Source organism: Mesorhizobium sp. ISC11, from assembly GCF_037162595.1.
In the GTDB taxonomy this organism is placed as follows: Bacteria; Pseudomonadota; Alphaproteobacteria; order Rhizobiales; family Rhizobiaceae; genus Mesorhizobium; species Mesorhizobium ciceri.
Window position 1 is genome coordinate 3025775 of sequence record NZ_JAVSPW010000001.1, and the last position, 24147, is coordinate 3049921.

General features: G+C 62.9%; 24 protein-coding genes. 13 read left to right on the plus strand and 11 right to left on the minus strand.

What is annotated here, in order from left to right; all coding sequences use genetic code 11:
* Positions 1–90: 90 nt before the first annotated feature.
* Genes RPF88_RS15065 through RPF88_RS15075 form a run of 3 tightly spaced genes read left to right on the plus strand, consistent with a single transcriptional unit; the run spans position 91 to position 2711 of the window.
* Complete coding sequence (locus tag RPF88_RS15065) at positions 91–1083, plus strand: LysR substrate-binding domain-containing protein (RefSeq protein WP_337122661.1); 993 nt, start codon at positions 91–93, stop codon at positions 1081–1083.
* The gene (locus tag RPF88_RS15070) at positions 1080–2336 is read left to right on the plus strand and encodes an aminopeptidase (RefSeq protein WP_063167642.1); all 1257 of its coding nucleotides are present in this window, start codon (positions 1080–1082) and stop codon (positions 2334–2336) included. Before RPF88_RS15065 ends, RPF88_RS15070 begins: the two co-directional genes overlap by 4 nt.
* Before the next feature lie 21 nt (positions 2337–2357).
* A complete protein-coding gene (locus tag RPF88_RS15075) occupies positions 2358–2711 on the plus strand; it encodes a DUF488 domain-containing protein (RefSeq protein ID WP_063167641.1) in 354 nt (117 codons plus the stop codon).
* A gap of 213 nt (positions 2712–2924) precedes the next feature.
* On the opposite strand, the gene RPF88_RS15080 is transcribed toward RPF88_RS15075, so the two are convergent.
* The 9 genes from RPF88_RS15080 to RPF88_RS15120 form a co-directional block, all read right to left on the minus strand.
* Entirely contained in the window at positions 2925–3275 is a 351-nt protein-coding gene (locus tag RPF88_RS15080) for an ArsC family reductase (RefSeq protein ID WP_063167640.1), read from the minus strand.
* 173 nt (positions 3276–3448) lie between these two features.
* Positions 3449–3802, minus strand: coding sequence for a nuclear transport factor 2 family protein (locus RPF88_RS15085; RefSeq protein ID WP_013532858.1), 354 nt, complete (start codon positions 3800–3802; stop codon positions 3449–3451).
* Positions 3803–3938: 136 nt separating this feature from the next.
* Positions 3939–4619 carry a 2'-5' RNA ligase family protein gene (locus RPF88_RS15090; protein ID WP_245441279.1) on the minus strand — a complete coding sequence of 227 codons (681 nt, stop codon included), beginning with the start codon at positions 4617–4619 and terminating at the stop codon, positions 3939–3941.
* Between the two features lie 102 nt (positions 4620–4721).
* Positions 4722–5807, minus strand: coding sequence for an ABC transporter ATP-binding protein (locus RPF88_RS15095; protein ID WP_027164193.1), 1086 nt, complete (start codon positions 5805–5807; stop codon positions 4722–4724).
* A complete protein-coding gene (locus RPF88_RS15100; RefSeq protein ID WP_063167638.1) occupies positions 5797–6405 on the minus strand; it encodes a cupin domain-containing protein in 609 nt (202 codons plus the stop codon). Before RPF88_RS15100 ends, RPF88_RS15095 begins: the two co-directional genes overlap by 11 nt.
* Before the next feature lie 173 nt (positions 6406–6578).
* Positions 6579–7649 (minus strand): ABC transporter substrate-binding protein, encoded by a 1071-nt coding sequence (locus RPF88_RS15105; RefSeq protein WP_024502621.1) that lies wholly within the window; start codon positions 7647–7649, stop codon positions 6579–6581.
* On the minus strand, positions 7634–8503 hold the full coding sequence (locus RPF88_RS15110; RefSeq protein WP_063167637.1) for an ABC transporter permease: 870 nt from the start codon (positions 8501–8503) through the stop codon (positions 7634–7636). The genes RPF88_RS15105 and RPF88_RS15110 overlap by 16 nt, the downstream gene beginning before the upstream one ends.
* Positions 8500–9384, minus strand: coding sequence for an ABC transporter permease (locus RPF88_RS15115; protein ID WP_063167636.1), 885 nt, complete (start codon positions 9382–9384; stop codon positions 8500–8502). The genes RPF88_RS15110 and RPF88_RS15115 overlap by 4 nt, the downstream gene beginning before the upstream one ends.
* A 104-nt stretch (positions 9385–9488) precedes the next feature.
* Complete coding sequence (locus RPF88_RS15120) at positions 9489–10769, minus strand: NAD(P)/FAD-dependent oxidoreductase (RefSeq protein WP_063167635.1); 1281 nt, start codon at positions 10767–10769, stop codon at positions 9489–9491.
* A gap of 237 nt (positions 10770–11006) precedes the next feature.
* Here RPF88_RS15120 and RPF88_RS15125 point away from each other — a divergent pair, with 237 nt between their 5' ends.
* The 6 genes from RPF88_RS15125 (at position 11007) to RPF88_RS15150 (ending at position 17097) form a co-directional block, all read left to right on the plus strand.
* On the plus strand, positions 11007–12164 hold the full coding sequence (locus RPF88_RS15125) for a fumarylacetoacetate hydrolase family protein (protein WP_063167634.1): 1158 nt from the start codon (positions 11007–11009) through the stop codon (positions 12162–12164).
* A gap of 76 nt (positions 12165–12240) precedes the next feature.
* Positions 12241–12786: a hypothetical protein gene (locus tag RPF88_RS15130; protein WP_064995104.1), complete on the plus strand. Its 546-nt coding sequence runs from the start codon at positions 12241–12243 to the stop codon at positions 12784–12786.
* A 321-nt stretch (positions 12787–13107) separates the two neighbouring features.
* Entirely contained in the window at positions 13108–14043 is a 936-nt protein-coding gene (locus tag RPF88_RS15135) for a substrate-binding domain-containing protein (protein WP_337122662.1), read from the plus strand.
* Positions 14044–14157: 114 nt separating this feature from the next.
* A complete protein-coding gene (locus RPF88_RS15140) occupies positions 14158–15144 on the plus strand; it encodes an ABC transporter permease (RefSeq protein WP_013532869.1) in 987 nt (328 codons plus the stop codon).
* A 3-nt stretch (positions 15145–15147) separates the two neighbouring features.
* Positions 15148–15939, plus strand: coding sequence for an ATP-binding cassette domain-containing protein (locus tag RPF88_RS15145; protein WP_063167632.1), 792 nt, complete (start codon positions 15148–15150; stop codon positions 15937–15939).
* Positions 15940–16074: 135 nt separating this feature from the next.
* A complete protein-coding gene (locus RPF88_RS15150) occupies positions 16075–17097 on the plus strand; it encodes a LacI family DNA-binding transcriptional regulator (RefSeq protein ID WP_063170185.1) in 1023 nt (340 codons plus the stop codon).
* Positions 17098–17427: 330 nt separating this feature from the next.
* Here the strand turns inward: RPF88_RS15150 and RPF88_RS15155 are convergent, their stop codons facing one another.
* Entirely contained in the window at positions 17428–18018 is a 591-nt protein-coding gene (locus tag RPF88_RS15155; RefSeq protein WP_013532873.1) for a TetR/AcrR family transcriptional regulator, read from the minus strand.
* Between the two features lie 241 nt (positions 18019–18259).
* Between RPF88_RS15155 and RPF88_RS15160 the strand changes: the two genes are divergently transcribed.
* Genes RPF88_RS15160 through RPF88_RS15170 form a run of 3 tightly spaced genes read left to right on the plus strand, consistent with a single transcriptional unit; the run spans position 18260 to position 22851 of the window.
* Positions 18260–18514 (plus strand): hypothetical protein, encoded by a 255-nt coding sequence (locus RPF88_RS15160; RefSeq protein WP_024502614.1) that lies wholly within the window; start codon positions 18260–18262, stop codon positions 18512–18514.
* A complete protein-coding gene (locus RPF88_RS15165; RefSeq protein ID WP_024502613.1) occupies positions 18508–21684 on the plus strand; it encodes an efflux RND transporter permease subunit in 3177 nt (1058 codons plus the stop codon). Before RPF88_RS15160 ends, RPF88_RS15165 begins: the two co-directional genes overlap by 7 nt.
* Before the next feature lie 15 nt (positions 21685–21699).
* Complete coding sequence (locus tag RPF88_RS15170; RefSeq protein ID WP_013532876.1) at positions 21700–22851, plus strand: efflux RND transporter periplasmic adaptor subunit; 1152 nt, start codon at positions 21700–21702, stop codon at positions 22849–22851.
* A 22-nt stretch (positions 22852–22873) separates the two neighbouring features.
* On the opposite strand, the gene RPF88_RS15175 is transcribed toward RPF88_RS15170, so the two are convergent.
* Entirely contained in the window at positions 22874–23299 is a 426-nt protein-coding gene (locus RPF88_RS15175) for a LysR family transcriptional regulator (protein WP_275955645.1), read from the minus strand.
* 132 nt (positions 23300–23431) lie between these two features.
* Here RPF88_RS15175 and RPF88_RS15180 point away from each other — a divergent pair, with 132 nt between their 5' ends.
* Positions 23432–24124, plus strand: a complete 693-nt coding sequence (locus RPF88_RS15180; protein ID WP_063167630.1) for a GntR family transcriptional regulator — start codon at positions 23432–23434, stop codon at positions 24122–24124.
* The last annotated feature ends 23 nt before the right edge of the window (positions 24125–24147 follow it).

Genomic DNA, 24147 nt, shown 5'->3' on the forward strand with positions numbered 1-24147 from the left:
GGCTCCACAGGTCTGTCTCTTCCGATAAAATCCGCCGTTTCGACATGCCTTTCAATTGAGATTTCAGCCGGATCAGTTTAGAAAAACTCAATGGCCATGCTCAACCGCGTCCACCTCAACGGCCTGCGCGCCGTCGAAACCGTTGCCCGTCTCGGATCGCTGGCGGCGGCCGCCGGTGAGCTCAACGTTTCCGTCAGCGCCGTCAGCCAGCAGATAAGCCGTACCGAAAAACAGCTCGGCCAGGCGCTGTTCGAGCGAACGGCGAGCGGTCTGGTGCTGACCGAATTCGGCGCCGTCTTCGCGGCCCGCCTTGGTGCTGGATTTCGTGAGCTTTCCCAGGCCGTGGCGCTGGCCGACGAGGCTACGCAATGCACATTGGTGGTTTCGGTGGCGCCGGCCTTTGCCTCGAAGTGGCTGTTGCCCAGACTATCTCGCCACTTCGACCGGCATCCCAACGTGCTGCTGCGCATCGACGCTTCGGTGCGGCTGGTCAATCTCGATCACTCAGACATCGACATCGCCATCCGGCTTGGCGACGGCAAATGGCCGGGCGGGCGCACGGAACTGCTCTTGGCGCAGGAAGTCTTCCCGGTCTGCGCGCCGGCGATTGCCCAAAAACTGAAGTCGATCGAGGACCTTGCCCAGACCTGCGCGATCACCGACGAGCGAGCAATGATCAACTGGGAAAGCTGGTTCGAGACGGCCGGCGTCCCACCTGTCAGCTTCCTCAAGGGTGCGCGTTTCACCGACCCGATGCTGTGCCTGGAATCGGCGATTGCCGGCCACGGCGTGATGCTGGGCTGGCAATTGCTCGCCGCGGATGCGCTGGCCGACGGGCGGCTGGTGGCGCCTTTCGGTATCCGCGCCCAGAGCGGGCTCGGCTATTGGCTGGTGACCTCGTCCGTCAAGGCGGAAAGCCGCAAGGTCCGGGATTTCAAGGTCTGGATCAGGGAAGAGATCGAAGCAACCATGGCGCGGTTCGGGTCCGCAAACCCAAAACCCGCCGGCGCGATCGCGGTGGAAAGCGCCGCGCCGCCGCTCTATGGTAGGTCGGACATCAAACTACGACAGGCAGGATCATGACCACACATTCGCGCGGCGTTTCCGCATCAATCGACCCGGTGAAGCTCGACAGGCTGGCGGAAGTCGCCATCAAGGTCGGGCTGCAATTGCAGCCAGGGCAGGATCTGGTGCTGACGTCATCGATCGCGGCACTGCCGCTAACCAGGCGGATCGTCGAGCATGCCTACAAGGCCGGCGCCGGCCTGGTGACGCCGATCTTCAACGATGACGAGATGACGCTGGCGCGCTACCGCTTCGGCGCCGATGCGAGCTTCGACCGCGCCGCCGGCTGGCTCTATGAAGGCATGGCGAAGGCCTTCTCCAACAATGCGGCCAGGCTTGCGGTGCGCGGCGAGGATCCGTCGCTGCTCTCCGCACAGGATCCGGCGAAAGTGGCGCGCGCCAACAAGGCCAATTCGATGGCTTATCAGCCGGCGTTGGAAAAGATCACCGGCTTCGACATCAATTGGAACATCGTCGCCTATCCGGACCTCGCCTGGGCCAAACAGGTCTTCCCCGGCGATGCCGACGATGTTGCGGTCGTGAAACTCGCCGATGCCATCTTCGCCGCGTCGCGGGTCGATGTGGAGGATCCGATCGGCAACTGGAGGGCGCACAACGCGGCGCTGCGCAGCCGCACCGAATGGCTCAACGGCCATAATTTCCATGCGCTGCACTTCACCGGACCGGGCACCGACCTGACGGTTGGACTGGCGGACGGCCATGAATGGATGGGCGGCGCCTCGACCGCCAAGAACGGCATCACCTGCAACCCCAACATCCCGACCGAGGAGGTCTTCACCACGCCGCATGCGGGGCGAGTCGAAGGCCATGTCTCCTCGACCAAGCCGCTGTCCTACCAGGGCACGCTGATCGACGACATTTCGGTGCGTTTCGAAGAAGGCAGGATCGTCGAGGCCAAGGCATCGAAGGGCGAGGACGTGCTGAAGAAAGTGCTCGACACCGACGAGGGCGCGCGCCGTCTCGGCGAGGTGGCGCTGGTGCCGCATTCCTCGCCGATATCGGCCAGCGGCCTGTTGTTCTTCAACACGCTGTTCGACGAGAACGCCGCCTGCCACATCGCGCTCGGCCAATGCTATTCGAAGTGCTTCGTCGACGGCGCCTCGCTCAGCCAGGACGAGATCGCCGCGCGCGGCGGCAACAAGAGCTTCATCCACATCGACTGGATGATCGGCTCGGACAAGATCGACATCGATGGCGTCCACAAGGACGGCGCCCGCGTGCCTGTCATGCGCAAGGGCGAGTGGGCCTGAGGGTTCCAGCCAGGAGGTGTGATGGCCTTCAAGATCGCGGTCAAGCGTATCTACGAGCCGCCCGCTGCCGATGACGGGCAGCGGGTTCTGGTCGACCGCATCTGGCCGCGCGGCGTCAGCAAGCAAGACGCCGCGCTGACGCTGTGGTTGAAGGACATCGCGCCGAGCGACGAGTTGCGCAAATGGTTCGGACACGAGGCGGTGCGCTGGGCGGAGTTTCAGGAGCGGTATGGCGCTGAGCTGGATGGGAATGGCGCGGCGGTGACGCAGTTGCGAGGCCTGCTGGGTAACGGCAAGGTGACGCTGCTCTACGGCGCGCTTGACGAGGCGCACAACAATGCGGTGGCGCTGGCGGGGTATCTGCGCGGACGCTGAGATTTTATGGCGGTCGGCGGGACAGCGCCCCCCCTCTGGCCTGCCGGCCATCTCCCCCTCAGGTGGGGAGATCCGCTGTCATCATCTTCTTCGCAAATCCCGAACGTGACAGGAATGGCGGAGCGGCGAAGCTGCCAATCTCCCCACTTGAGGGGGAGATGTCCGGCAGGACAGAGGGGGGCGCCACGGAACACCGTGGACCGAGAGGCAGCTCTACTCCCCCACCGCCGCCTCATAGACATCAGCCTTGAACCCGACCATAACCCGGTCGCCTACCTCCAGAACCGGCCGCTTGATCATGGTCGGCTTGGCCAGCATCAGCGCCTTGGCGCTCTTCTCGTCGAGACCCTGCTTTTCCTTGTCCGGCAGCTCGCGGAACGTCGTGCTCGCCTTGTTGAGCAGCTTTTCCCAGCCGACCTTGCCCGCCCAACCATCCAGCCGCTTCGCGTCCAGTCCCTCGGCCCTGAAATCGTGAAACCGGTAGGCTACGTCATGGCCTTCCAGCCAGACGCGCGCCTTCCTGACCGTGTCGCAGGTGGTGATGCCGTACATGGTGATCGTCAAAAGCGTGCTTCCTTGGCTGACTGTCGAATCCGTTCCACAGACTAAACCGCCCTTCCCGATTTGCCAGAGCCGTTGCCATATCTCCGTTCCACATGACGGCCAGGACAATGTCCTGGCCGTCTAACCTCCAGATCATGCAGCAGCGATGTGAGCCGGAAGCCGGGGGTCCGGCCTCAATAATAGAAGCGCTCTTCGGTGATCTTGCCGTTTTTGACCGTGTAGAGGCCAACTTCATCCATGGTGACACGCTCGCCGGTAGCCTTGGGCGTTATGTCGAACTTGAAGCGCACCGCGAACTGGTCGCCATTGACATAGGGGCCTTCGACAGAGCCGCCATGGACTTCATTGTTCTCCTGCCACCACTGGCCCTTCTGCCTGAGAGCCTCCTTGCCACGGGAGATGGCCATCGGCCCCTCCATGGCTTCGTAGCTCACGATATCGTCGGAATTGTACTTCTCGGCGGCAGCTTCGTTCTCGCCCTGCTTGAGCAGCTCGGTAAAATCCTTGGCAATTTCCGCGATGGTCATTTGCGTTCCTCCTGTTCAGACGCACTGCAAATAGGCAACGACTCGCTGGCCTGCCATCGTCGGACCACGGGGTAGCTGACAAGCCATGTCAGGATGATGGATATCGCTCGGAGTATGTGACGACGATGTGAGCACATCACATCGCGCTCAGCGGCCAACATTCCGGGAAAACGTACTTCTTCAGTCCGCGCAAGCTGTGCACAAGGACGAACTCTCGTGCAACAAAGCTGATTGGGCCCATAGGCTGTTTGGGGACAAGTTTTCGGTCATATGCAAGCGTCAGATGCGGAACGAAACCATCTGACGCCTTGAGGCCTTCGCGCAGCATTTCGACGCCGAGCTTCCTGCTCAACTCACAAACCGGTCCGTCATCGGCGAGAAGCACGAAAGGGTGTTTGGCTGGCTTGCCCCTAGTCGCCGGTCGGCCGGGAAAGCTACTGGCATAGCGAAAGGTAACCTCGAACGGGGCCATCGCAATGCGCCGTCCCGATCGGGCGGCCGCAAAAAGAATTTTGGACCGTAGCCTTTTGTAATCACCGACATGCTGCAGGCTGACGTGAAAACGCTCCGGTAGCAGTTGGTCGCCGGTTACCCCGCATTGGCCGCATAGCCGATTTTGACAATCGGCAAAGCGCGAATGGTCCTTAGACTGCAAAAACAAACCGAAGAACACGCGCTCGGGCCGTTTAGGCCGCCATGGCGGCTCTGGAAGTCCATAGTCGAATTCGCCTTGCAGATACATACGCACACGCCCGGCAAAGAACGCTCCTGTTTTGCTCCATTCCGGAACAAAACAGGAACGCTCTCCTTGAGTCAAGCCTGGAATCTATTCGAGCTCACGCCCAGCAGCCGATGATACCCTCGACCTCGAGGAAATCGTGGATCGCCCAGTTGGCCCCGGTTTTTAGAGTTCGATGAACTAACCTGGCAGCACTGGGCAGTTGGCGCCACGGCGCAGGCTGATATGCGCCACGTCGCCGACCTGGAAGCGAAAACCCTCGGCCTGGCGCGGCGCGTCGATGACGACAGGTGCGCCCTGCCCGAGTTCGGCATGCAGGCGCAGCGTGCGGCCGTGAAAGACGACGCTGTTGACGCGCGCCGGTGCGGTGCCGGGCGCGGCCTCGGTCATCGCCAGCAAATCCTCCGGGCGCACGCCGATGGTGCGGGTAGCGCCCTCGGCAGGTGCCTCGCCGGTTTCAGAAATAGCCTCCAGCGGCAGGGTGCCGGCGGTGAAACGCAAGCGATCGCCATCGCGGCCGACAAACCGTGATTGCAGGAGATTCATGGTGCCGATGAAGCTCGCCACAAACTTCGTGGCAGGCCGGTCATAAAGTGTGGCCGGCGGTGCGATCTGCTCGATGCGGCCCTTGTTCATGACGACGATGCGGTCGGAAATCGACAGCGCTTCGGTCTGGTCGTGGGTGACCATGACGAAGGTGGTGCCAAGCCGCGACTGCAGCCGCTTCAGCTCAACCTGCATCTGTTCGCGCAGATGCGCATCGAGCGCCGACAACGGCTCGTCGAGCAGCAGCACGCGCGGCTCGCAGACGATGGCACGCGCGAGCGCGACGCGTTGGCGCTGGCCGCCAGACAGTTCGGAGACACGGGCGCCAAGCTTGTCGGCGAGACCGACCATGTCGAGCGCTTCGCCGGTGCGCTTAGCCTGTTCGGCTCCAGACAGTTTGCGCAGCGACAGACCGAAGCCGACATTTTCTGCAACATTCATGTGCGGGAACAGCGCGTAGTCCTGGAACACGGTATTGACCGGCCGGTCGAACGGGCGAAGTGCCGTGATATCGCGGCCGTCTAGCAGCACCTTGCCGCTCGACGGGCTTTCGAAACCGGCGATGACGCGCAGACTGGTGGTCTTGCCGCAACCCGACGGCCCGAGCAGCGTGATGAACTCGCCGCTGATAATGTCGAGATCGACGGCGTCGAGCCCGACGATGCCGCCAGGAAAAATCTTCGAGACCGCCTGCAGCCGGACGAGTGGATCAGGCGCCATCGCGAACCTCGGACGGCTTCGTGGTGTTGACCCAGAGAATCTGGCACCGCTCGGCGCCCGGATTGCGGAAGGCATGCAAAAGCGTGCTCTTGAAGGCAAAGCTGTCGCCGGCCTTCAGCACGTACTTTGTCGAATCCACCACCAGTTCGACCTCACCAGCCAGCACGAAGCCGAATTCATGGCCGGCATGCGCATAGGCCTCGGCCGTGCCGCCGCCGGCTTCCACCGTCACCAGCATGCCGGTCAGCGTCGCGCCCGGGGGTGACAGCAGCGCCTTGGCAATGCCTTCCGATTTCACCGGGATTTGCCGCCGCTTGTCGGCACGCACGCAATAGAGGTCGTTCGCCGTATCGCTGCCGTCGGCGATCAGCGCCGACGGCTCGATGTCGAGGGCGGCGGCGAGCGGCCAGATCACCTTGACGCGCAGCGAGGACATGCCGCGCTCGATCTGGCTCAATGCACCGATCGACACGCCGGCCTTTGCCGCAAGATCGGCCAGCGACAGCTTGCGCTCCAGCCGCAGCGCCCGCACCCGCCTGCCGACCCGCACATCGGCATCGTCCTTCGGCTTTTCAGCCGTTTCGTCCAGCATGTCCATGCGTTAGTCCTCGTTTGCTTTCCCTTCTCCCCTTGTGGGAGAAGGTGGATCGGCGCGCAGCGCCGAGACGGTTGAGGGGTGTTCCAGCGGAGTGAGACGCTGGTGTTCCCTGGAGCACCCCTCATCCGTCGCCTTCGGCGACACCTTCTCCCACAAGGGGAGAAGGGGGAGCTTTATCCCCCCGCCTTCACCTTCTCAAACATCTTGGCGAGGTCGTCATTCTGTTTCATCGGTCCGGTGAAGATGGTGGTCTTCAGCATCACCTCCGGGTCGGACGGCAGCTGCAATTTCTCCAGCTCCTCCTTCGGCACCGCCGCGAAGGCCGAACTGGTCGAGCTGCCATAGCCGTAGGCCTCGATCAGGTATTTGCCGGAATCCGTCTCCAGCCGGCTGTTGATGAAATCATAGGCGAGGTCGACATTCTTGGCGTCCTTGAGCATCACGAAGCCGCAGGCCCAGGTCAGCATGCCCTCCTTGGGCTTCATGAACTCGACCGGCACGCCCTGCTTCTTGAGCGAGGTGGCCGACGCGTTCCAGGTCATGGCGGCGACCAATTGGCCGCTGGCCAGCGCCTGTTCGACGGAGGTCATGTCGGTGGTGTAGTTGGAGAGCAGCGGGCGCTGCTCGCGCAGCTTCTCGGCCACCTTGTCCATTTGCTCCGGCGTCATGTCGAACGGATTGACGCCGGCGAGCAGCGCCGCCACGACAGGCGTGTCATGCACCGCGTCGATCGTCGCCATGCGACCGGCATACTGCTTGTCCCACAAAAGGTTCCAGCTCGCTTCCGGGTTCTTCACCAGATCGGTGCGGTAGAGGATCGAGGTGTTGCCCCAGTCCCACGGCACCATCCAGACCTTGCCGTCGCCAGCCTGCAGGTCTGGCAGGTTCTTGAACACCGGGAAGATCGAGTCCCAGTTCTTGATGCGCTTGGTGTCGATCGGCTGCAGCAGGCCTTCCTTGTTCCAGCGCGCCACCTTGTCATAGCAGGGATGCGCAATGTCGGGTCGGAAGCCGGCCTTGACCTTGGTGAAGGCGTCATCGTCGTCACCGAAGATCGAGGCCTCGACGCCATCGGGATGCGCGGCAAGGAAGCTCTTGTTGAAGTCGGGCAGTTCATAGCCCGACCAGGTGAAATATTGCAGTTTGTCGCCGGCGAAAGCGACGGTCGACGACAGCGCCAGCGCGAACGCCGTCAATCCAGCGCAAACAGTCTTTGCAGAGATCGATTTCAGGTCGAATGCCATTGCAGTTCTCCTCTCTTGGTTTGTTTTGGTTGTGATGGATCCGCAGGCTTTGGCGCCGTGGCGGACAAGCCGCGATGGCGCAGGATTTCAGCTGCTGCAGCGATGACGAAGGACACCGCCAGGATCGAAGTGCCCAGTGCCATCACCGTCGGCAGCGACCGGGGAAAACGCAGCTGGCTCCAGATGTAGAGCGGCAGCGTCGGCTCGGTGCCGGCCAGGAAGAACACGACGATGAATTCATCGAAGGAGATCAGGAAGGCCAGCATGAATGCCGAGACGATGGCCGGCAGGCTGAGCGGCAGCATGACCCGCCGGAAGGTCGTCCAGTCGGAGGCGCCGAGATCGAGTGCCGCCTCGCGAATGGTTTTCGGGATGGCGGCGAAGCGGCTGCGCATGATCACCACGGTCGTCGGCAGCGCCACCAATATATGGCCGAGAACGATGGCGACGCGCGATGGCCCCAGACCAACGAGGTTGATGAGGATCAGCAGCGATATGCCGACGATGACGCCCGGGATCAGGATCGGCAGCCTTGCGATGGCGCTGATGGTGGCGGCCAGCGGCGAGCGGCCGTAGAGGTCCATGTAGGATACGGTTATGCCGCACAGCGTCGCACCCGTGGCGGCGAAGGCGCCGATGGCGAGGCTGTTCAAGAGTGCACCGGTCAGCGCCGAATTGCCGAACAGCGTCGCGTACCATTGCAAGGTAAAACCTTGCAGCGGAAACGCTGCCTGGATCGAGTTGTTGAAGGAAAACAGCGGGATCAGCAGCACCGGCAGATAGAGAAAGACCAGATAGGCGGCGATATACATGCCGAGCCAGCGGCCACCTCCGTGCGTGCGTGCAGTGCTCATGTGCGGCTGCCAAATCTGCGGTCGGCGAAGCGCGCGACCAGCACCACGCACAGGATGACCAGCATGACGGCGACGGAGAGTGCTGCGCCAAACGGCCAGTCATTGGCCTTGCCGAATTGCGCCTGGATCAGCGTGCCGATCATGGTGCTGGCCGGGCCGCCGACGAGCGCCGGCGTGACATAGTCGCCGACGGTCGGCACGAAGACGACGAGGGCTGCCGCCAGCACGCCCGGCATCGAATTGGGCAGCACAATCCGGCGGAAAGAGGTGAATGGCCGCGCGCCGAGATCGGAAGCGGCCTCGATCAGCGATTTCGGGATGGTGTCCAGCGCCACGTAGATCGGCAGGATGGCGAAAGGCGCATAGGCGTGCGCCAGCGTGACGACGACGGCGGCCGGCGTGTTGAGAAAGGCCAATGTCGGCTCGGACCAGATGCCGCTTTCGATCAGCGCCGAGTTCAAAACGCCATTGTAGGCGAGCACGATCTTCCAGGCGAAGACGCGCAGGAGATAGCTGGTCCAGAACGGCAGCGTCACCAGGAACAGCAGCAGGCCGCGCCGCCGGCCGGTATGGAAGGCAAGGTAGTAGGCGACGGGATAGGCAGTGACGACCGTCGCCAGCGTGACCAGAGCGGCAATGATCAGCGAGCGCAGCGTCACCGTCCAGTACAGCGGATCGGACACCACGGTGACGAAGTTCGCGACGGTGAAACCGGCGCCGAGCAGCGAACCGTCATTGCCGCGGAAGGCGAGGAAAAGCACGAGGCCAAGCGCAAACAGGATCAGCAGGAAGGTGACCAGCGCGCCCGGCAGCAGCATGGCGACCCGGAAGCCCTGGGAAGACCGGGCCTCTGGCGCTGATGTTGCAACTAGGGTCGACATCGACCTGCCTATTGGAAATTTGAAATTGGCCTAGAGTTTTTCATATCCATGAAACTGTCAAGCAGAATCCCCTAACGGAACTCCAAGGAGATAAAGCGCCCTGGTCAGCGCTCCAACGCATCGAGCAGGCGATACCAGGCGATGGTCGCGGCGACGCCGACCTGGCGGAAGGCGTGAAACGGGATCGGCCGGATCGGCGAGACCGGGAAAGGCAATTGCCTGGCGTCGCCACTTTGGAGGTAGCCGGCGATGCGCTCGCCAAGCGCAGTCATCAGGCCGACACCACGACCCTGGCAGCCGACCACGGCGAGCAGGCCTTTCTCCGGCTCGTGGATGTGCGGCAGGTGGTCCGGCGTCATCGCAACCCGGCCGAACCAGCGCTTCTCGATGGGAACGCCGGACAGCGAGGGATAGAGCCGTACCAGCGCACGCTCGAGATGCGCCCAGTCGCCGGCGCTCGTCGGCAGCGCCATGCGGCCCCGTCCGCCAAGCACCAGCCGGCCGTCGGCGCTCTTGCGGTAGTAGACGAGGATGCGCCTGGAGTCCGACACCGCCTGCCCTTCCGGCAGGATCGTGGCCGCCAGATTGGACGGCAGCGGCGCTGTGGCGATCTGAAAGGAATGCAGCGGCACGATCGTCTGGGCGAGACCGGGGATCAGACCGTCCGTATAGGCGTTTGTCGCCAGCACGACCGCCTTTGCCTGCAATTCCAGGCCATTTTCGATCAAAATACGCCAAACACCGGCGGCATTGGCGAGCCGCACGACCCTTTGGCGCTCTGCTATCCTCACGCCAGTCGCGGTCCCGACCCGGGCAAGTTCAGACGTGTAGGCGAGCGGATCGATCACACCGGCGCGGCGGTCGAGCCAGCCGCCGAGATAACCCTGTGCGCCAGTCCTGGCTGCGGTCTCCGCTGCGTTCAGCAACCGGACGTCGGCACCGCGCGCGTGCCATTGCCGGTCGCGGTTCGTCGCCGCCTTCAGCGCGGCCTCGGTGTGCGCCGCCTGGATCCAGCCATTTCGAACGAACGGCACCGCCAGATTCTCGTCGCGGATCAGCTCGAACACCGCGTTGGCGGTCGACGCCGCGAAATTGACAAGCGCCTCGCCGCGCTCCGGGCCAAAATGCTCCAGCAACCATTCCGGATCGTATTTCAGGCCGGGAATGACCTGGCCGCCATTCAAGCCTGATGCGCCCTGGCCGATCTCGCCGGCGTCCAGCACCTGCACCGACAGGCCAAGCCGGGCGGCATGCAAGGCAGTCGACAAGCCCATGATGCCACCGCCAATGATGGCGAGATCGACCCGTTCGCCATTGGGAAGCGATTGAAACGTGGAAGCTGCCTGCGGCCTGCGCCAGATGGGATCGGAGAATGCTGTCGCCAAGGGTCACCTGAATGCGCTGCGATTGGTGAAAATCCTAGTCAGAATTTCACAATTTTGAAAGAGCACCATGGCTTTCGCCTGTGGACTGCCGCCGAGACGACCGGAGACCCAGAGTTCCGATCGCCTGCGACGGGATAGACCTTTGACGGGAATCCGGTGAAAGTGCCACGCCGATCCGGCTAGCCCACATTGTCGATCACTTCACCACATTGCCGATCACTAAGAGGACAGAGCGCCATGACGAACCCGACCCACCTGCCCAGCGAGGGCCTTTTTGTCGGACGCGCCAGAAGCAGCGGTGCTGCATACCCGCTGGTCGTCACGGTTCGCGATGGCACGGTCTTCGACATCACCTCGCGTACGGCACCGACCATGCGCGACCTTTGCGAGATGGCCGACCCGGCTGGGCATGTCCGCTCGGCCGAAGGCAGACCGATCGGTTCGCTCGATGACATCGCCGCCAACAGTTTTGAAACCGGGCGCGATCCAGCAAAACCCTACCTGCTCTCCCCGGTCGACCTGCAGGCGGTCAAGGCATCGGGCGTCACCTTCGTCGTCAGCCTGCTGGAACGGGTGATCGAGGAACAGGCGCGTGGTTCGGCTGAAAAAGCCGATGCCATCCGCGCCGACATTGCCGGACTGATCGGCCACGACCTGTCGAAGCTGAAGCCCGGTTCGCCCGAAGCGATGGAGATCAAGGCCAAGCTGATTTCGCGCGGCGCCTGGTCGCAATATCTGGAAGTGGGCATCGGCCCCGATGCCGAGATCTTCACCAAGTGCCAGCCGATGGCCTCGGTGGGCTTCGGCGCCGATGTCGGGCTGCACCCGGTGTCGACCTGGAACAATCCGGAACCCGAGATCGCCATGATCGCCGCCTCCAGCGGCAGGATCGTCGGCGCCACTATCGGCAACGACGTCAATCTGCGCGACGTCGAAGGGCGTTCGGCGCTGCTGCTCGGCAAGGCCAAGGATAACAATGCCTCGGCCTCACTTGGCCCCTTCATCCGCCTGTTCGACGAGAAATTCTCCATCGATGACGTCAAGCGTGCCGTCGTGCGCCTGAAAGTCGAGGGCGAGGACGGGTTCTCGCTGGAGGGCGCAAGCTCGATGGCCGAGATCAGCCGCTCGCCGGAGGAACTGGTCGCCGCGGCCATGGGGCCGCACCACCAGTATCCGGACGGGCTGGCGCTCTATCTCGGCACCATGTTCGTTCCGTCCAAGGATCGCGGCGAGAAGGGCAAGGGTTTTACCCACAAGGTCGGCGACATCGTCACCATCTCGTCGGAAAAATTCGGCGCGCTGGTCAACCGCGTGCAGCTGTCGCCAGACTGCCCGCACTGGACCTACGGCGCCAGCCATCTGATGCGGGAGCTGGCGAAGGCCGATCTTATTTAGCCAAGCCTTGGCCCAGGGCCACCATCAACGCAATGTTGGCGCCTTATTACTCGTGACCTCGTCGGACTGGAATCCAATGACGATACTTGATGTTCGCCGGCACACCATGAGGCGCAAGCCTGGCGCGCACCTTTCTCGAGAAGGAATCGAACTAGCGCGGTTTGTAGCCCAAGGGGCTGACTCTTATGAACTTGTTGTCACAAGCGAAATTCCACGGGCAATCGAAACCGCAATTGCGATGGGTTTCGAAGTAAATGAGTTGATTGCCGAACTTGGAATTCTTCCCAAAAATATACTCGAAACGATCTCGTGGCCGAGCCCGTTGGCGGAGGTAGAACGTGTACTCCGATCGGACGTAGACTGCATTGCATTTGCTAACACCCAAGTGCGACTGTGGACGAGCATAGCTGCCCGAGTTCCCAACGAAGCGACGGGCTTATTGGTGACGCACGGTGGGATCATCGATCTCGGCGTTGTCGCGTTCCTGATGGCCAGCAAACGTCCTATCGAGGGAGAAGCCATCGGATACTGCGAGGGGCTCCGACTAGAGTTCACCAGCGGAAGACTCACCAATGCCGAAATGCTGCGAGTGCCCGAGCATCTGCATTTGTCGGATACCTAACGGAACAAATCGCCTTGCTCGCCTGGCGGCCGATCGGCTGTGGAGCAACCTGCGCGCCGACCATGACGAGGACTATCTGCTCGGCTAGCCTCGACACCAATTATCCGACAGTCGGAAAATCACCTCAACTGATGCAATCTGATGGGACGGCTGATGACGCCCCGTCAGGCGCCCACTACACCTGCAGATGGAGGCCTGGCAGATGGAGGCTTGCCATCCGTCGAAAAAGGGGATGCTCTGACGCATCCGATCGGCGCTGGCAAAAGACGCAAAACAAGGGACGGATTTTGAACTGACGATCTACAAACGGGAGGAAATCAAATGCTGACACGGCTAAGACGCGTTCTATACGGCCTGTTGGTGGCGCTGATGGTGGTACCAGCAGCGGCACAGGCCAAGACGTTCTACTGGATTTCGCATGGCGGTCCGGCCGATCCGGTCTGGACCTACTTCCTGGCCGGCGCCAAGCAGTGGGCCAAGGACACCGGCAACACGGTCAACACCTCGTTCCACAACGGCGATGTCGCCTCGCAGCAGGAAGCGGTTCGCGCCGCCCTCTCCGCCAAGGCCGATGGCATCGTCACCACGAGCCCCGATCCGGGCAGCCTGATCGAGATCGTCAAGGAAGCGCGTGCGGCGAAAGTGCCGATCATCAATTTCAACACGCCTGATCCGAAAGCCGATTTCAACGCCTATGTCGGCGGCGACAATGTCACCTTCGGCAAGCATTGGGCACAGTATCTGGTCGACAAGGGCCTGGTGAAGAAGGGCGACTTCGTCTGGATGCCGGTCGAAATCCCCGGCGCCACCTATGGCGTGCAGGAAGAGGAAGGCATCAAGAGCGTCTTCGAGCCGCTCGGCATCACCTATGAAATCACGGAAGCGACGCTTGATCAGGCTGAAGTGATCAACCGCATGGTCGACTACCTCACGGCGAACAAGGCCAAGGTCAAGGCGATCATCGGCCTAGGCGACCTCGTCACCGGCTCGATCAAGCGGGTGTTCGACCAGGTCGGCATCAAGCCGGGCGAAATCCCGGTCGTCGGCTGGGGCAATTCGCTCGACACCACCCAGGAAGTGCTGAACGGCTATGTCAATGCCGGCCAGTGGCAGGACCCGCAGGCGACCAGCTATGTCGCGCTTTCGCTGGCCAATATGGCCGCCGGCGGCATTCCTCCGGGCTTCAACGTCATCACCGGCGCGCTCTATGAAAAAGACACCGCGCAGATCTACGACGACATCCTGTCCGTCAAGTAACATCCAATCTCAACAGTCGCGGCCGCCCAACGGTCGCGACTGGCTCTCCATTTCGCCGAGCCCTTCGCAGGCGATGTGCAACGCTCAGCCTTCCACTCATGTCGCGGATTGCCTGTGGAAAATCATTCGCTCGTCCCACGCCTGATCGCACGGCCGGAATTCGGCCCTTTCGTGCTGCTCGTCGTCGAGATCGCCGTTTTCTGGAGTTTCAACCACGACTTCCTGTCGCCGCAGAACATCTCCAACACGCTGGCTTTCACGGTCGAGCTCGGCCTGATCGCGCTGGCGATGACGCTGTTGATGACGTCCGGCGAGTTCGACCTCTCGGTCGGCTCCCTGTTCGGCTTCTCGCCGGTCTTGATGTGGACCCTGTTCAACAGCGGCCTGACCTCGCTCGAAGCCGGCTTTGTCGCCGCGCTGCTGGTCGCCGCCTTCATCGGGCTGGTCAATGGCTGGTTCGTGACGCAGCTCAAGATCCCATCCTTCCTGGTGACGCTCGGCATGCTGCTGGTGGTGCGCGGCACCGCCCTTTTCGTCACCGACGGTTTTCCCCAGCGCACCTGGAGTGCGGAGGGCAGTTGGCTGGCGGAAGCGCTGGTCGGCGACTTCTTCATCGGCCCGTTCCGCATCTACATGTCACTGTTCTGGTTCATCGCCGCGGCGATCGCGCTCGGCTACGTACTGACGCAAAGCCGCACCGGCAACTGGATCCAGGCGGCCGGCGGCAACCCGAGCGCGGCGCGGGCGCGCGGCGTCAATGTCAGCGGGGTCAAGATCGGCCTGTTCGTGCTGTCGTCGGTCATGGCCTCGCTTGCCGGCGTCATCTCTTCGTTGCGCACGTCCGCCGCCAACCCCAACAGCGGTACCGGCTATGAGTTGGAAGTCATCGCCATGGTGGTGATCGGCGGTACCGCACTTACCGGCGGGCGCGGCACGATCATCGGCACCGTGCTCGGCATCCTGATCCTGCGTGTGATGCGCAACGGCATCGTGCTGATCGGCGTGCCTGGTCTTGCCTATAACATCTTCATCGGTGCCATCATCCTCGGCATGATGGCACTGCATTCATGGCTGGAACGCCGGCATCAGGCGGGGACTTGAACCATGGCCGAGCCACTGATCCGCATGACGAACATCCGCAAGTCCTACGGCCGCGTGCAGGCGCTGGAGGATGCCAATTTCCATGTCAATGAACGGGAGATCGTCGGCTTGCTTGGCGACAATGGCGCCGGCAAGTCGACGCTGATCAAGGTGCTTTCGGGTGCCGTTCCGCTGACCAGCGGCGATATCTTCATCCGTGGCAAGAAGGTGAGCCTGCGCAGCACCAGCGACGCCATCGCCCATGGCATCGAGACGATCTACCAGGACTCCGCACTGGTCACGCAACTGTCGATCGCCCGCAATCTGTTCCTCGGGCGCGAGCCGATCAAGCCGCCGCGCTTCCTCAACCGGATGGACCAGGAGGCGATGAACACGGTTGCCCGCGATTTGCTCAAGCAGGTCGGCATCACGAAGAACATCCCGCCGACGACGCCGATCGGTTCGCTTTCCGGCGGCGAGCGTCAGGCGGTGGCGATCGCGCGCGCCATGCATTTCGACAGCGACCTGATCATCCTCGACGAGCCGACCAACAATCTCGGCGTCGCCGAAACACAGGGCGTGCTGAGTTTCGTGCGCAGCGCCCGCGATTCCGGTCACTCCTGCATTTTCATCGCCCACAACATCCACCATGTCTTCCAGGTGGTCGACCGCATCGTCGTCATGCGCCGGGGCAAGGTGGTCGCCGACGACATCGACCCGAAGACGACCAGCGTGGCGGAGGTAGAGCGGATCATCACCGGCATGTCGGACAAGGAAATCCGCGATGCCATCACCGATGGCAAGCCGTCGCACTGACTGTCGGGTGATGGCGGCAATCACCGCTGCCTCAGATCGCATCGCTTGTCTGGCGCGGCATCGCAGGGCGCATAGGTAGCGGCATGAAAGCCACCGTCTCGGATATTGCCCGCAATGCGGGCTGTGGGTAGCGGCATGAAAGCCACCGTCTCGGATATCGCCCGCAATTGCGGGCTGTCGACCGCAACGGTCGACAGGGTGCTGAACAACCGGCCGGGTGCGAGTGCGGCCAACCGCCAGCGCGTCATGGAGGCGGCCAAGCAACTCGGCTACCTGCCGGTCGCCGATCAGGTGACGCTGCCCTCGCGGCCCGCCCACCTCGAATTCCTGCTGCCGATCGGCAGCAATGCCTTCATGCGCGATCTCGCCGGGCATATCGAGGACTACGCCGCGCGTCTGCCGCTTGTCGCCTCGTGCCGGATCCACAATCTCGCCGGTATCTCGCCGAACGCGCTGCAGAGCGCTGTCGAAAACCTGTCGCTCAGGGCCAATGGCGTTGGCGTGATCGCTGTCGATCATCCGCGTACGCGCAACATCCTGCGCGACATCGTCGAAGCCGGCATGCGTGTGGTGACGCTGGTGTCCGATGTTCCGACGGCACCGCGCGCGGCCTATGTCGGCATCGACAACCGGGTGGCGGGACGAACGGCGGCGCTGCTGATGGGACGCTTCCTTGGCGGCCGCACCGGCCATCTGGCGATGGTCGTCGGCTCACGTTCCTATCGCGGCCACGAGGAACGCGAGATGGGTTTCCGCTCGGTGCTCAATGAGGAGTTTCCCAATCTGACCGTCAGCAGCGCCGTCGAGATCAACGACGAGCCCGATGCCAGCTACACCGAGACCATGAAGGCACTGCACGACGAGCCAGAGTTGCTCGGCATCTATTGCGTCGGAGCTGGACATTCGGGCGTTGCAAAGGCGATCCGCGAGGCCAGGCCGAACCGCAAGCCGGTGTTCATCTGCCACGACCTGACCAAGGACACGCGCGGTCATCTCGTCGACGATCTCGCCGATGTCGTCATCGACCAGAATGCGCGGCTGATCGCCGAGCAGTCGGTCATTCGCCTGCTCGGCTCGATTGCCTCCTCCGCACCCTATCTGACGCGCAAGTTCATCGAACCGCGCTTGATCTTCAGGGAAAACGTGCCGGTGCAGTGAAGCAGGCGGCCTGCAAAAATGCCTGTTGCCGGATTTGTATGATAATTGGCACGGCAAATCTGCACAGCAGCTATGCAAGTTTCTTTGTTGCCGAATCGTTGGGCAACTCGTAGGTTCTGGTTGTCGGCCATCTACTCCTCCCAGATGCGATGCCGACGCTGAATGGGGTGCACCTCCTCCCGCGCCACATTCGAAAATCGAGCCCGCTGCCACCTCCTCCCGGCAGCGGGCTTTTTTCGTTTGGCCGCCGGAGTTTCCATACCGCCTGGGTCAACGGCGTACGCGGCCCTCCGTCATAGAGCCGTAACCCGCCAACAATCGTGGCGAATCTCAACCGGCGGCAGCGCCCCGGAACGAAACGATCAGCCCTTCGGCCATGCGCACGAACTGGGTGCTCGGACCTTCGGTACCCACGGTCTGCACGCTGACACGCGCGCCCTCGAACAACAGCGACAGCGTATCGGCGAGCAGTTCGGCCTGACCAATGCCGGCATCCCGACATAGCGTCACAAGGCGCGCGCGCTGGGCTTCCTTGAGCTCCTTGATCACCAGCCTGGCCGGATGGTCCGGCTCGGTCAGCTCAGCGGCGGCGTTGGCCATGTCGCAGCCGCGGCCGTCCGCATTGAGCATGGCAGCCGCCTTGCGAACCCAGGCATGCAGTTGGGCAAGCTTGTCACCAGGGAATTCGGCCTCGAATGCTTCCCACATAGCGCCGGCCTTGGCCGCATTGGCGCGCAGGCATTCGACGATCAGTTCGTCCTTGGATTCGAAGTGACGATAGAGCGTCATCTTGTTCGTGCCGGCAGCTTCGGTGATGGCGTCGACGCCGACGCCCTTGATGCCATGCTTGTGGAACATGTCGCGTGCCGTCTCCAGGATCCGATCCCGGGGACGAGAGCGCTCCACGATGCCGTCTGCCATCATGATCTCCTTTCGTTTCCAAAAAACCCTCGGCCACCTCTTGACTAGGGTGTTACCGGTCTGTAACTTCCAGAATGTTACTTACTGGTAACACCTATATCGTCCACCGTCAATAACAAGGCCGTGAACGGCCCTGCCAGACGAGAGGGGCGAGAAACTGCCAATCATGCGGCCTCGGCCGGTGAAGAGATGAAAACGGTTCGCGAGCACGGGCTGCGAATCGACAGACAAGGAGCCGGCCATGCCACAGCGCCGCGATCTTACCATAGATGAAGCCGTCCGGGATCCGATGATCCGGCTGGTCATGAAAGCCGATGGCGTCGACCCGCGCGCCTTCGAGACGATGTTGCGCTCGCTCGCCGATACGCAGCGTGGCGAGGTGCCGTTGCTGCGTTCGCGGGACGGCCTCGGTGACAAGCGCGGCCAAAGGCTGTCCAGGGTTGCCAGCGCCTTCGGGCGGGCAACAGCAGCCGGAGAGGCGTGCGTGTCGTGGTAAACTTTTTCATTCACCGTCCGATCTTCGCCTCGGCGATCGCCATCATCATGGTGCTCGCCGGGTCGATTTGTTATTTCCTGCTGCCCGTCTCGCAGTTTCCCGACATCACGCCGCCGCAGGTCGTGGTCAGCGCCCATTATCCGGGCGCCAGCGCACAAGTGGTGGCCGACACGGTGACGACGCCGCTGGAGCAGCAGATCAACGGCGTGCAGGGCATGACCTACATGTCGTCGACGAGTTCCAATGACGGCTCCTCGACCATCACCATCACCTTCGATGTCGGCTATTCGCTGAGCACCGCCGCCGTCGACGTGCAGAACCGCGTCTCGCAGGCCGCCTCGTCGCTGCCGGCGATCGTCAACCAGGGCGGCGTGACGATCAAGAAGCAGAATCCGAACTTCGTCCTGATCGTCAACCTGACTTCGCCCGACAGTTCGGTCGATCCGGTGGCGCTGAGCAACCTTGCCTATCTGCAGGTGGTCGACCCGCTGAAGCGGCTGCCCGGCGTCGGCGACGTGCAGATCTTCGGCGAGCGGCGCTATTCGATGCGCGTCTGGCTCGATCCCGACAAGCTCGCCAATCTCGGCATCACCGCCGTCGATGTGCAAAACGCCATCGCCGAACAGAACGTCCAGGTGGCGGCCGGCAAGATCGGCCAGTCGCCGGCACCCGCCGGCACCGCCTTCGAGATGCAGGTCAACGCCGTCGGCCGCTTGAGCGATCCCAAGGAATTCGGCGACATCGTCGTGCGCGCCAACACCGATACCGGCTCGCTGGTCAGGCTGCGCGACGTCGCCCGCATCGAACTCGGCGCGCTGCAATATTCGTCGTCTGCCTTCTTCGGTAAAGACCCGACCGTGGTGCTTGCCGTTTACCAGATGCCCGGCTCCAACGCGCTCGATCTGCAGCAGCGCGTCAAGGACAAGATGCAGGAGCTGTCGGGCCGTTTCCCGAAGGGCGTGTCCTATGCGATGCACTACGACACCACCCGTTTCGTCTCGGCGTCGATGCATGACGTGCTGATCACGCTCGGCGAAGCGCTGGTGCTGGTCGTCGCCGTGGTGTTCCTCTTCCTGCAAAGCTGGCGCACGACGATCATCCCGACCATCGCCATTCCGGTGTCGCTGGTGGCGACGCTGGTCGTCATGGAGATGCTCGGCTTCTCGCTCAACATGCTCTCCCTGCTCGGCATGGTGCTGGCGATCGGCCTCGTCGTCGACGACGCCATCGTCGTGGTCGAGAATGTCGAACGACAGCTGGAGGCCGGGCTCAAACCGCTTGCGGCGACCAAGGCCGCAATGACCGAGGTCACCGGCCCGATCATCGCCACCACCGCGGTGCTGATGGCGGTGTTCGTGCCGGTCGCCTTCATTCCCGGCGTCTCCGGCAAGCTCTACAACCAGTTCGCACTGACGGTGGCGATCTCCGTCGGCATCTCCGCCTTCAACTCGCTGACGCTGAGCCCCGCGCTCAGTGCCGCCTTCCTGCGGCATCGCGGCGAAACGCAGTTCGCCCCGTTCCGCTGGTTCAACACCGGCTTCGACAGGCTGTCGCACGCCTATGCCAATGGTGTGCGCATCCTCATCCGTTTGCGCTGGATCATGCTCGGCCTGTTCGCGGCGGGGCTGGTCGCCACCTACTTCGTCTGGCAGCGCCTGCCCTCGACCTTCCTTCCGGTCGAGGACCAGGGCTATTTCTTCGTCGTCATCCAGTTGCCCGACGGCGCATCGCTGGAACGCACCGACGCGGTGGCGCAGAAGGCACGCGACATCCTGCAGGCGACGCCCGGCGTCGACATCGTCGGCTCGATCAGCGGCCTGAACTTCCTGACCAGTGCCGCGCAATCGAATTCGGCGGTCGAATTCGCCATCCTGAAGCCATGGGAGGAGCGGGGCCCCGACCAGAGCGCATCGAAGCTCGTCGCCGATGTGCGCGGCAAGCTGATGCAGATCCCGGAAGCCTTCGCGCTGAGCTTCGATCCGCCGTCGATCCCCGGTATCGGCACGACGGGCGGCTTCGAATTCGTCGTCGAGGATCTGACCGGCCGCGGCAGTTCAGCCCTCAACGATGCGACGCAAGCCGTGATCGCCGAGGCGCGCAAGCAGCCGGAAATCAACCCGCAGCAGCTGTTCTCGCCGTTCTCGACCTCGACGCCACAGTTCAACTACGACCTCGACCGCAGCAAGGCCAAACTGCTCGGCCTCAACCTGCCCGATGTCTTCAACACGCTGCAGATCTATCTCGGCTCGCTCTACGTCAACGACTTCAACCTGTTTGGCCGCACCTTCCGGGTGACCATCCAGGCCGACAAGGATGCACGTGCAGGTGCCGCCGACATTTCGCGGCTCTATGTGCGCAATGCCTCCGGCGGCATGGTGCCGCTCTCGACGCTGGGCAAACTCGTGCCCTTCGTCGGCCCGGAGACCGTGCCGCACTACAACAACAATGCCTCGGCCTCGATCAATGGCGGCGCCGCACCGGGCTTTTCCTCCGGCCAGGCGGTTGCCGCCATGGAACGGGCCGCTGCAACCGCGCTGCCAAGGGATTTCGGTTTCGAATGGACCGGCATCACCTTCCAGGAGCTCAAGGCAGGATCGATCGCGTCCGTCGTCTTCGGCCTCGCCATTGTCTTCGTCTTCCTGATCCTGGCGATGCAGTATGAGAGCTGGGCGATGCCGTTCATGGTGCTGTTGGCGGTGCCACTGGCCCTGTTCGGCGCCTTCGCAGCGTTGTTGCTGCGTGGCATGCAGATCGACGTCTACTCGCAGATCGGCTTCGTCATGCTGATCGGCCTGGCGGCCAAGAATGCGATCCTGATCGTCGAATTCGCAAGGCGACGGCGCGAGGAAGGCCTCAGCATCGTCGACGCGGCGATGGAGGCGGCACGGCTCAGGCTGCGGCCGATCCTGATGACGGCCTTCGCCTTCATCCTCGGCGTGCTGCCGCTGATGTTTGCGACCGGCGCCGGTGCGGCAAGCCGGCAGTCGATCGGCACCACCGTGTTCGGCGGCATGGTCGCGGCGACCATCCTGTCGCTGGTGTTCGTGCCGGTGTTCTACGCGGTCATCGAACAGCTGCGTGAACGCCGCGGCAAAGACGAGCCCACCTCTCAAGACAATGAACCAACTGCTGAGCACGCTTTACCGCCCCTGGCGGAAGCGGCCGAATAAGATTGGAGACTGATCATGCGTAAATGGAAAATCGCGTTGGGAACGGCTGTCGCGCTGGGTGCGATCTCGGTGGCCAGCGTCCACCTGCTCGATATGGGCAATCTCAGCCTCAATGCCGGCACGGCAGGTGCGGCGCCCGCCCCGGCGGCGTTCGTCATGCCGGTGCCGGTGGTCAGCGTCGTCAAGAAGACGATCCCGATCTACCTCGACTATGCCGCGCGGACAGAGCCGATCCGCAGCATCACCTTACAGGCGAGGATTCCCGGCTATCTGCAGGAGCAGACCGCAGCCGACGGCGTCGACGTCCGGCAAGGCGATCTTCTCTACAAGATCTCGCCTGACGACTTCCAGGCGGCGCTCGACCAGGCCAAGGCCCAAGTGCAGCGCGACACGGCGACGCTCGACTATGCCCGCTCGAATCTTGGTCGCGGCACCGAGCTCGCCAAGAGCGGCTACCTCGCCAAGGACGGCTTCGACCAGCGCACCAGCACCTTGCGCGAAGCGCAGGCATCGCTGGCGCTGAACCAGGCGGCGGTCCGCACGGCAGAGCTCAATCTGAGCTACGCTGAAATCCGGGCGCCGTTTGCCGGGCGCCTTGGCCGCAACCAGGCCTCGGTCGGAACGCTGGTCAGCGTCGCCGGCACCGTGCTCAACACGCTGGTGCAGCTCGACCCGATCTACGTCACCTTCAACCCGAGCGAGACGGATCTGACCGAGATCGAGCAAGCCCGTGCGAACGGCCCGATCGAAGTGGATGTCCTGCTCCCCGGCCAGACCGAGGCAAGCCAGAAGGGCGAGCTTACCTTCATCGACAATTCGGTCGACCGCTCGACCGGCACGATCACGGCGCGCGCGACGATCGGCAATGGCAAGTTCACGCTGCTGCCGGGCCAATATGTCCGTGTCCGGCTGCATGTGAGAGAGCAGGCCGATGCGCTGATGGTGCCACAGACGGCGCTGGGCTCAAGCCAGCTCGGCAAATATCTCTATGTCGTCGGCAAGGGCAATACGGTCGACCAGCGGCTGGTTTCGCTCGGACCGACGAGCGGCGATCAGGTCGCCATCCTCAGCGGCGTCGCCGAGGGCGACCAGGTGATTACGGGCAATCTGCAGAAGATCGGCCCCGGAGCGCCCGTATCGCCGATACCGGAAAAGCCGGCCACCTGAACACCCCCGTCAGGATCCGGCTTCAGCGCGGCGCCCCGGCCTTCCCACAGGTCGCGGGCGCCGCTCGACTGAGCAGTTCCACCAGACCGGCAACATCGGCCCGGTCGGCCTTGGCCGGCGGCATGAATGCACAATAGGGGTGCCCGAGGTGCACCGAGACGAGGAGAGCGCAATCAGCCGACCGGCCTCCAGATCGGCGTGCGCCATGACCCGCTGGCCAAGCGCGATGCCCAGGCCGAGCCTTGCCGAGGCGATCGGCGTCGGTGAGCGCGATGCGGTTGCCGCTGCGCACGAACAGCTGCTTGCCGAACCAGGTTTCGAGATTGCGTATCTGCTGGCTGACCGCCGCCGACGAAACGCCGAGTTCAGAGGCGGCCAAAGTGAAGCCGCCGGCACGGGCGGCAACTTCAAAAGCCTTGATCGCATTCAGCGGCGGCAACCGTTCCACAGCGGCTCCATATGACTCGCCAGAGGGAATTTCGAAACGGTCTCTGCAGCGTTGGCCAATCAATTGAGATAGCCTCTTGTTAGATTGTCGACAATCTGCTTGTCTTGCTTTCGGTTTCCTGGGAGTGGCCGAATGGCGAAAGCGGATTTCAGTCCTATCGCGGATACGACGCGACGCGCCGAGATCGTTGCGCTGTTGCGGCGCGCGATCCTGACCGGCCAGCTCGCGCCCGGCCAGAAGCTCAACGAGCTCCGTATCTCCGAACAGATGCGGGTCAGCCGCGCGCCGCTGCGCGAGGCGATGCGCGAGCTGGTCCAGGAAGGGATCCTGACCAGCATCCCCTATGCCGGCACCTTCGTCATCGAGGTCACAGCCAAGGACATCGACGATGCCTATTCGTTCAACAAGGTGATGGACGAGCTGGCCATCGAGCGGGCGTGGCCGCTGCGTGACCAGCGCTTCTTCGACGAGCTCGACCGGCGCCACGAAGCCGTGAAGCAGGCGACCCGCGCATTGGACACGACACGCCAGATCGAAACCGCGCTGCAACTGCATGGCCTGATCTACGAATGGGCCGACAATTCGGTGCTGCTGGAAACCTGGCAGCGGCTGACCAGCCGGCTGCAGATGTATTTCGCGCTCCACCAGCATGCCCGCAACGAGCCGGTGCCGGCCGAAGACGTTCACGAAACCTATGTGCGGTTGCTGAAGGGCAAGGACATGCGTGCGGCCCAGCGCCATGCCAGGGAGCATATCGATCTCGACTTCGAGGAGTTGCTTGCCTACGCGCGCAGCCTCGAACAACGCCCATCGAGGGGCGCCTGACCCGTTCCCAACACCACAGACAG

Bases quoted from the DNA above. Each gene is read 5' to 3' on its own strand.
- RPF88_RS15150 (WP_063170185.1), top strand. From the start codon at position 16,075: ATGAAAGCCACCGTCTCGGATATCGCCCGCAATTGCGGGCTGTCGACC.
- RPF88_RS15130 (WP_064995104.1), top strand. From the start codon at position 12,241: ATGACGATACTTGATGTTCGCCGGCACACCATGAGGCGCAAGCCTGGC.
- RPF88_RS15125 (WP_063167634.1), top strand. From the start codon at position 11,007: ATGACGAACCCGACCCACCTGCCCAGCGAGGGCCTTTTTGTCGGACGC.
- RPF88_RS15160 (WP_024502614.1), top strand. From the start codon at position 18,260: ATGCCACAGCGCCGCGATCTTACCATAGATGAAGCCGTCCGGGATCCG.
- RPF88_RS15065 (WP_337122661.1), top strand. From the start codon at position 91: ATGGCCATGCTCAACCGCGTCCACCTCAACGGCCTGCGCGCCGTCGAA.
- RPF88_RS15180 (WP_063167630.1), top strand. From the start codon at position 23,432: ATGGCGAAAGCGGATTTCAGTCCTATCGCGGATACGACGCGACGCGCC.
- RPF88_RS15105 (WP_024502621.1), bottom strand. From the start codon at position 7,649: ATGGCATTCGACCTGAAATCGATCTCTGCAAAGACTGTTTGCGCTGGA.
- RPF88_RS15100 (WP_063167638.1), bottom strand. From the start codon at position 6,405: ATGGACATGCTGGACGAAACGGCTGAAAAGCCGAAGGACGATGCCGAT.
- RPF88_RS15170 (WP_013532876.1), top strand. From the start codon at position 21,700: ATGCGTAAATGGAAAATCGCGTTGGGAACGGCTGTCGCGCTGGGTGCG.
- RPF88_RS15115 (WP_063167636.1), bottom strand. From the start codon at position 9,384: ATGTCGACCCTAGTTGCAACATCAGCGCCAGAGGCCCGGTCTTCCCAG.
- RPF88_RS15085 (WP_013532858.1), bottom strand. From the start codon at position 3,802: ATGACCATCGCGGAAATTGCCAAGGATTTTACCGAGCTGCTCAAGCAG.
- RPF88_RS15110 (WP_063167637.1), bottom strand. From the start codon at position 8,503: ATGAGCACTGCACGCACGCACGGAGGTGGCCGCTGGCTCGGCATGTAT.
- RPF88_RS15135 (WP_337122662.1), top strand. From the start codon at position 13,108: ATGCTGACACGGCTAAGACGCGTTCTATACGGCCTGTTGGTGGCGCTG.
- RPF88_RS15155 (WP_013532873.1), bottom strand. From the start codon at position 18,018: ATGGCAGACGGCATCGTGGAGCGCTCTCGTCCCCGGGATCGGATCCTG.
- RPF88_RS15145 (WP_063167632.1), top strand. From the start codon at position 15,148: ATGGCCGAGCCACTGATCCGCATGACGAACATCCGCAAGTCCTACGGC.
- RPF88_RS15095 (WP_027164193.1), bottom strand. From the start codon at position 5,807: ATGGCGCCTGATCCACTCGTCCGGCTGCAGGCGGTCTCGAAGATTTTT.
- RPF88_RS15070 (WP_063167642.1), top strand. From the start codon at position 1,080: ATGACCACACATTCGCGCGGCGTTTCCGCATCAATCGACCCGGTGAAG.
- RPF88_RS15075 (WP_063167641.1), top strand. From the start codon at position 2,358: ATGGCCTTCAAGATCGCGGTCAAGCGTATCTACGAGCCGCCCGCTGCC.